Annotated in this window: 5 protein-coding genes; 4 read left to right on the forward strand and 1 reads right to left on the reverse strand. The window is 68.6% G+C overall.

Annotated elements, in window-relative coordinates; genetic code table 11:
• A partial coding sequence (locus tag ACOJTB_RS04805; protein ID WP_420101381.1) for a formimidoylglutamate deiminase occupies positions 1-1,158 on the reverse strand: 1,158 nt, incomplete at its 3' end.
• 128 nt (positions 1,159-1,286) lie between these two features.
• On the opposite strand from ACOJTB_RS04805, the gene hutI reads away from it, so the two are divergent.
• The 4 genes from hutI to hutU form a co-directional block, all read left to right on the forward strand.
• Positions 1,287-2,495 carry an imidazolonepropionase gene (gene hutI / locus ACOJTB_RS04810; protein ID WP_420101385.1) on the forward strand — a complete coding sequence of 403 codons (1,209 nt, stop codon included), beginning with the start codon at positions 1,287-1,289 and terminating at the stop codon, positions 2,493-2,495.
• Positions 2,492-4,018, forward strand: coding sequence for a histidine ammonia-lyase (gene hutH, locus ACOJTB_RS04815; RefSeq protein ID WP_420101382.1), 1,527 nt, complete (start codon positions 2,492-2,494; stop codon positions 4,016-4,018). Before hutI ends, hutH begins: the two co-directional genes overlap by 4 nt.
• Positions 4,019-4,259: 241 nt before the next feature.
• Entirely contained in the window at positions 4,260-5,066 is an 807-nt protein-coding gene (gene hutG / locus ACOJTB_RS04820; RefSeq protein ID WP_420101383.1) for an N-formylglutamate deformylase, read from the forward strand.
• On the forward strand, positions 5,063-6,118 hold a 1,056-nt coding region (gene hutU / locus ACOJTB_RS04825; protein WP_420101384.1), incomplete at its 3' end, for a urocanate hydratase. The genes hutG and hutU, both read left to right, overlap by 4 nt.

Below are 6,118 nucleotides of genomic sequence, written 5' to 3' on the forward strand. Positions count from 1 at the left end.
ATCGGCGCGGCAGCCGGGCGCGATCTGCCCGATGGCGCGGCCACAGGCCTGCGCGCCGCCGGCGCAGGCCATCCTCCAGAGCGCGAGCCCGGTCGAGGCCTCCTCTTGGGCGAAGAGCGCGCGGCGCCTGTCGCGCAGGCGTTGGGAATATTCGAGCTGGCGCAGTTCGGCCCCTGCGTCGATCTGGATGTTGGAATCGCTGCCGACACCGAAGGCGCCGCCCGCCTGCGCATAGCGCACCCCGTCGAAGATGCCGTCGCCGAGGCTCGATTCGGTGATGGGGCAGAGGCCGGCGACGGCGCCGGAGCGGGCGATGCCGTCCCGCTCAGCCTCGGAGAGGTGGGTAGCATGGATCAGGCACCAGCGCCGATCGAGCGGGACCGTGTCCATCAGCAGCTCCACGGGCCGGCGGCCGGTGATCTTCAGGCTGGCCTCCACCTCCGGAACCTGCTCGGCGACATGCATGTGGATCGGTTCGTCAGGACGCAAGCGGGCGAGCCAGGGCAAATCCTCCAGCGCCACGGCGCGCAGCGAATGAGGCGCGACGCCGAGGCGCGCATCGGGTAGGCTGCGGATCGCGGCGGCGCTCCCTTCGAGCAGACGCTGATAGGCGTCGCGCTCGTTGACGAAGCGGCGCTGGCCGTGGACCGAGGGGGCCTGCCCGAAATTGCCGAAGCGATAGAGCACCGGCAGCAGCGTCAGGCCAAGCCCGGTCTCGGCGGCGGCAGCGGCGATCGCCTCCCCCATCGCAGCGATGTTGGCGTAGGCGCGCCCATCCTTGTCGTGGTGGAGATAATGAAATTCGGCGAGCGCGGTGAAGCCGCCCTCCAGCATCTCGACGAAGGCCTGGGCGGCGATGGCCTGCACGTCGCCGGGATCGAGCCGGTCAAGGAAGCGGTACATCACCTCGCGCCAGGTCCAGAAGGAATCCTCAGGCGCACCGCGCCGCTCCGACAGACCCGCCATGCCGCGCTGGAAAGCGTGGCTGTGCAGGTTCGGCATGCCGGGAAGAGCGATGCCGGAGAGCCGCTTGTCGGCCGCCTGCCGAGGAGCGCCGGTCTCCACCGCCGTGATCGTGCCATGCTCGATCGTCAGCTTCACATCGGCGGCGAAGCCTTGCGGCAGCAGCGCCGCGGCCAGATGCAGGGTTTCGCTCACCGCCGAACTCCGTCGTTTAATTGCATATGCAAATAACCTCTTGTCATTTGCATATGCAATTAGATAGCATATCCAGACTGCAAGCATAGCGGGGAGAACGCGACGTGGCGAAAGCGGCCGAGGCGACGATGCGCTGCGACAGGCTGTGGACCAACGCCCGGCTGGCGACGATGTCGCCGGAGGTGGCGGCACCCTATGGCGCGATCGAAGACGGCGTGGTCGCGAGCCGCGACGGGCGGATCGTCTATGCAGGCTTCCGTGCCGAAGCCCCCTCCTTCGAAGCGGGGGAGACGATCGATTGCGAGGGCCGCTGGATCACGCCGGGACTGATCGATTGCCACACGCATCTGGTCTATGGCGGCGACCGCGCCCATGAATTCGAGCTGCGGCTGCAGGGTGCGAGCTATGAGGAGATCGCGCGCGCCGGCGGCGGCATCCTGTCCTCGGTGAAAGCGACGCGCGCGGCCAGCGAGGAGGCGCTGTTCGCCTCGGCCGATCGTCGGCTTGCCGAGCTCATCCGGGAAGGCGTCACCACCGTCGAGATCAAGTCCGGCTACGGTCTCGACATCGAGAGCGAGGCCAAGGTGCTGCGGGTTGCACGGCGGATCGGGCGCGAGCGGCCGGTGACGGTGCGCACCACCCTGCTCGGCGCCCATGCGGTACCGCCGGACTACAAGGGCCGCTCCGGCGACTATGCCGCGTTGGTCGCCGGGCCGATGCTCGACGCCGTCGCCGCCGAAGGACTCGCCGATGCGGTCGATGTGTTCTGCGAAGGCATCGCGTTTTCGCCGGAAGAAACCCGATTGGTCTTCGCCGCTGCCAAGGCCAAAGGCCTCGCGATCAAGATCCATGCCGAGCAGCTCTCCAATCTCGGCGGAGCGAAGCTGGCAGCCGAGATGGGCGCCCTCTCGGCCGACCATCTCGAACATCTCGACGAAGACGGCGTGAGCGCGATGGCCAAGGCCGGCACGGTCGCGGTGGTGCTGCCCGGCGCCTTCTATTTCCTGCGCGAAACCGTCAAGCCGCCGATCGCGCTGCTGCGGGAGCACGGCGTGCCGATCGCGCTCGCCACCGACGCCAACCCCGGCACCTCGCCGCTGACCTCCCCGCTGACGACGCTGAACATGGGCTGCACGCTGTTTCGCCTGACGCCGGAGGAGGCGCTGGCCGGCATGACCCGCAACGCCGCCCTCGCCCTCGGCCTCCAGCATGAGACCGGCACGCTGGAGGTCGGCAAGGCCTGCGATCTTGCCATCTGGGAGATCGAGCGCCCGGCCGAACTCGCCTATCGCATCGGCTTCAACCCGCTTCACGCCCGCATCCGGAACGGACAATGACCGCGATTTCGCTCACCCCCGGGGCCAACGCCCTCACCGATTGGCGCGCCATTCTCGACGGCGCTGCCGCGACGCTCGGCGATGACGGCGCCATCGCCGGCGGCCAGCAGATCGTCGAGGAGATCGTCGCCGCCGGCACGGTGACCTATGGGGTCAATACCGGCTTCGGCAAGCTCGCCAGCGTGCGCATCGCCGATGCGGATCTGGCCCTGCTCCAGCGCAACCTCATCCTCTCCCACGCCGTCGGCACCGGCCCTGCCTTGCCGGATGGCGTGGTGCGGCTGCTGCTGGCGATGAAGGCGGCGAGCCTGGCACGCGGCGCGTCGGGCGTGCGGGCGCAAGTCGTCGCCGCGCTCACCGCCGCGCTGGCCGCCGATGCGCTGCCGGTGATCCCGGCCAAGGGCTCGGTCGGCGCCTCGGGCGATCTGGCGCCGCTCGCCCATATGACCGCCGCGCTGATGGGGTTCGGCGAGATCAGGCTGAAGGGCGAAACCCTGCCGGCGGCGGAAGGGCTGAAGCGCGCGGGCCTGGCGCCGCTTGCGCTCGGCGCGAAGGAAGGGCTCGCGCTCATCAACGGCACGCAGGTTTCGACGACGCTGGCGCTGACGGGGCTCGCCGCGATCACCCGCGTCTTCGACGCGGCGCTGGTGGCCGGCGCGCTCTCGGTCGACGCGCTGAAGGGCTCGGACACGCCGTTCGACCCGCGCATCCAGGCGCTGCGCGGCCAGCCCGGCCAGATCAGGGTGGCGAAGACCCTGCTCGATCTCATCGCCGGCAGCGCCATCCGCGAGAGCCACCGCCATGGCGACAGCAAGGTGCAGGACCCGTATTCGCTGCGCTGTCAGCCGCAGGTGATGGGCGCGGTGCGCGACCTCATCGCCAACGCGGCCGCGACGCTCGCGATCGAGGCCAATGCCGTCACCGACAACCCGCTGGTGCTCGGGCCGGGCGAGATCGTCTCCGGCGGGAATTTCCACGCCGAGCCGGTCGCCTTCGCCGCCGACATGCTGGCGATGGGCGTCTGCGAGATCGGGAATTTGTCGGAGCGGCGCATGGCGCTGCTGGTCGACCCCGTGATGAGCGGCCTGCCGCCCTTCCTCGCCCGCGATGCGGGGCTGAACTCCGGCTTCATGATCGCGCAAGTGACGGCCGCCGCGCTCGCTTCGGAAAACAAGCAGAAGGCCTATCCGGCTTCGGTGGACACGATCCCGACCTCGGCCAATCAGGAAGACCATGTCTCGATGGCGACGCATGGCGCCTTCCGCCTGCTCGACATGGCGCGGAACGCGGCCAGCATCATCGGCATCGAATTGATGGCGGCAGCCGAAGCGATCGAGCATCACCACCCGCTCAGGACCAGCGCGAGGCTGGAGCCGGTGCTGGCGCTGTTGCGGGAAAGCATCGCCCCGCTGACCGAGGACCGCTATCTCGCGCCCGACCTCGCGGCGGCGACGGAGTTCGTGCTGTCGGGTGCGGTCGGCGAGGCGGCGGGGCTGGATACGTTTGCGGAGTTTCCGGCGTGAGGCGCGGGCAAAAAGCGCTCCTTGTCAACCGAGCGGGCTCGGGGAACCCCTCTCCCGAAGGGAGAGGGGCAGGGGTGAGGGGTCGGCCGTTCGATACCGTGGCCGTGACATCCCTGCAGCCGCCGTTAGGAATCCGTTTCGCTGGTCCAGGGGCCTACACCTTACCCCTGCACCTCTCCTTACAGGAGAGGGGTTCCCCGCGCCTCGATGGACAAGACGCAACGCTCGCAAAGAGACGCTCATGACCTCGATCGTCACCGTTACCCGGGGCCCCTCCCCGCTCATCCTCTCGATGCCGCATCCGGGCACCGGGCTGCCCGCTGAAGTCGAGACCGCGCTGAACGAGCGGGGGCGGCTGGTCGAAGACACGGACTGGCACATGCGGCAGGTCTACGCCTTCGCGGAGCGCTTCGAGCCGACCATCGTCGAGGCGCAGCTCTCCCGCTTCGTCATCGACCTCAACCGCGACCCTTCCGGCGTCTCGCTCTATCCGGGACAGGCGACGACCGAGCTCGTGCCGACCACCACCTTCGACGGCGCGCCGATCTGGACGGTGCCGCCGGACGAGGCGGAGATCGCGCGGCGCAAGGCCGCGTATTTCCAGCCCTATCATGATGCGCTCGCGGCCGAGATCGCGCGGGTGAGGGACGCTCACGGCTATTGCGTCCTCTGGGACTGCCATTCGATCAAGTCGGTCATCCCGCGGCTCTTTCCCGGCACGCTGCCGACGCTCAATCTCGGCACCAATTCCGGGACGAGCTGCGCGCCGGAGGTCGAAGCGGCGGCCGTGGCGGCGATGGCGGGGCAGCCGCTGAGCCATGTCGCCAATGGCCGCTTCAAGGGCGGCTGGATCACCCGCCATTACGGCCGGCCGACCGAGCATGTGCATGCGCTGCAGATGGAAAAGGCGCTGAGCGCCTATCTTTCCGCCCAGGAAGCGCCCTGGACCTTCGACCCGGCGCGCGCCGCAAGTCTTCAATCCGCCCTTTCCAGCATCATCGCGGCTGCGCTCGACGCGGCCCGCACCTTCGAACGGAGCCGTCCATGACCCGCATCGACAACAGCCGCGTCATCCGCAGCCCGAAGGGCACCGAGCTTTCGGCCAAGAGCTGGCTGACCGAAGCGCCCCTGCGCATGCTGATGAACAATCTCGACCCCGACGTCGCCGAAAAGCCCGGCGAGCTCGTGGTCTATGGCGGCATCGGCCGCGCCGCCCGCTCCTGGGAGGATTTCGACCGCATCGTCGCGAGCTTGCGCTCGCTGGAGGCCGACGAGACGCTGCTGGTCCAGTCCGGCAAGCCGGTGGGCATCTTCAAGACGCATGCGGATGCGCCGCGCGTGCTGATCGCCAATTCGAATCTGGTCCCGGCCTATGCCAATTGGGAGCATTTCCACCAGCTCGATAAGGCCGGGCTGATGATGTACGGCCAGATGACGGCCGGCTCCTGGATCTATATCGGCACGCAGGGCATCGTTCAGGGCACTTACGAGACCTTCGTCGAGGTCGGTCGCCAGCATTATGGCGGCTCGCTCAAGGGCAAGTGGATCCTCACCGGCGGCCTCGGCGGCATGGGCGGCGCCCAGCCGCTGGCGGCGACGATGGCCGGTGCCTCGATGATCGCGGTGGAGTGCAAGCCGTCCTCGATCGAATTCCGCCTGCGCACGCGCTATCTCGACGAGAAGGCGGACAGCATCGACGAGGCGCTGAAGATCGTCGAGGCGGCGCATGCCAAGGGCAAGGCGGTCTCGGTCGGCGTGCTCGGCAATGCGGCGGAGGTGTTCCCCGATATGGTCCGCCGCGGCATCAGGCCCGACGTCGTCACCGACCAGACCTCGGCCCATGACCCGCTCAACGGCTACCTGCCGGCCGGCTGGACGCTTGACGAGTGGGAGGAGCGCAAGGAGCGCGACCCGGCCGGCACGATCGAGGCCGCCAAGCGCTCGATGGCCGAGCATGTCAAGGCGATGCTCGCCTTCCAGCAGATGGGCGTGCCGACGCTCGACTACGGCAACAACATCCGCCAGATGGCGAAGGATATGGGCGTCGCGAACGCCTTCGACTTCCCCGGCTTCGTGCCGGCCTATATCCGCCCGCTGTTC

Origin of the sequence: Allobosea sp., from assembly GCF_048595345.1 — a bacterium.
GTDB lineage: Bacteria > Pseudomonadota > Alphaproteobacteria > Rhizobiales > Beijerinckiaceae > Allobosea.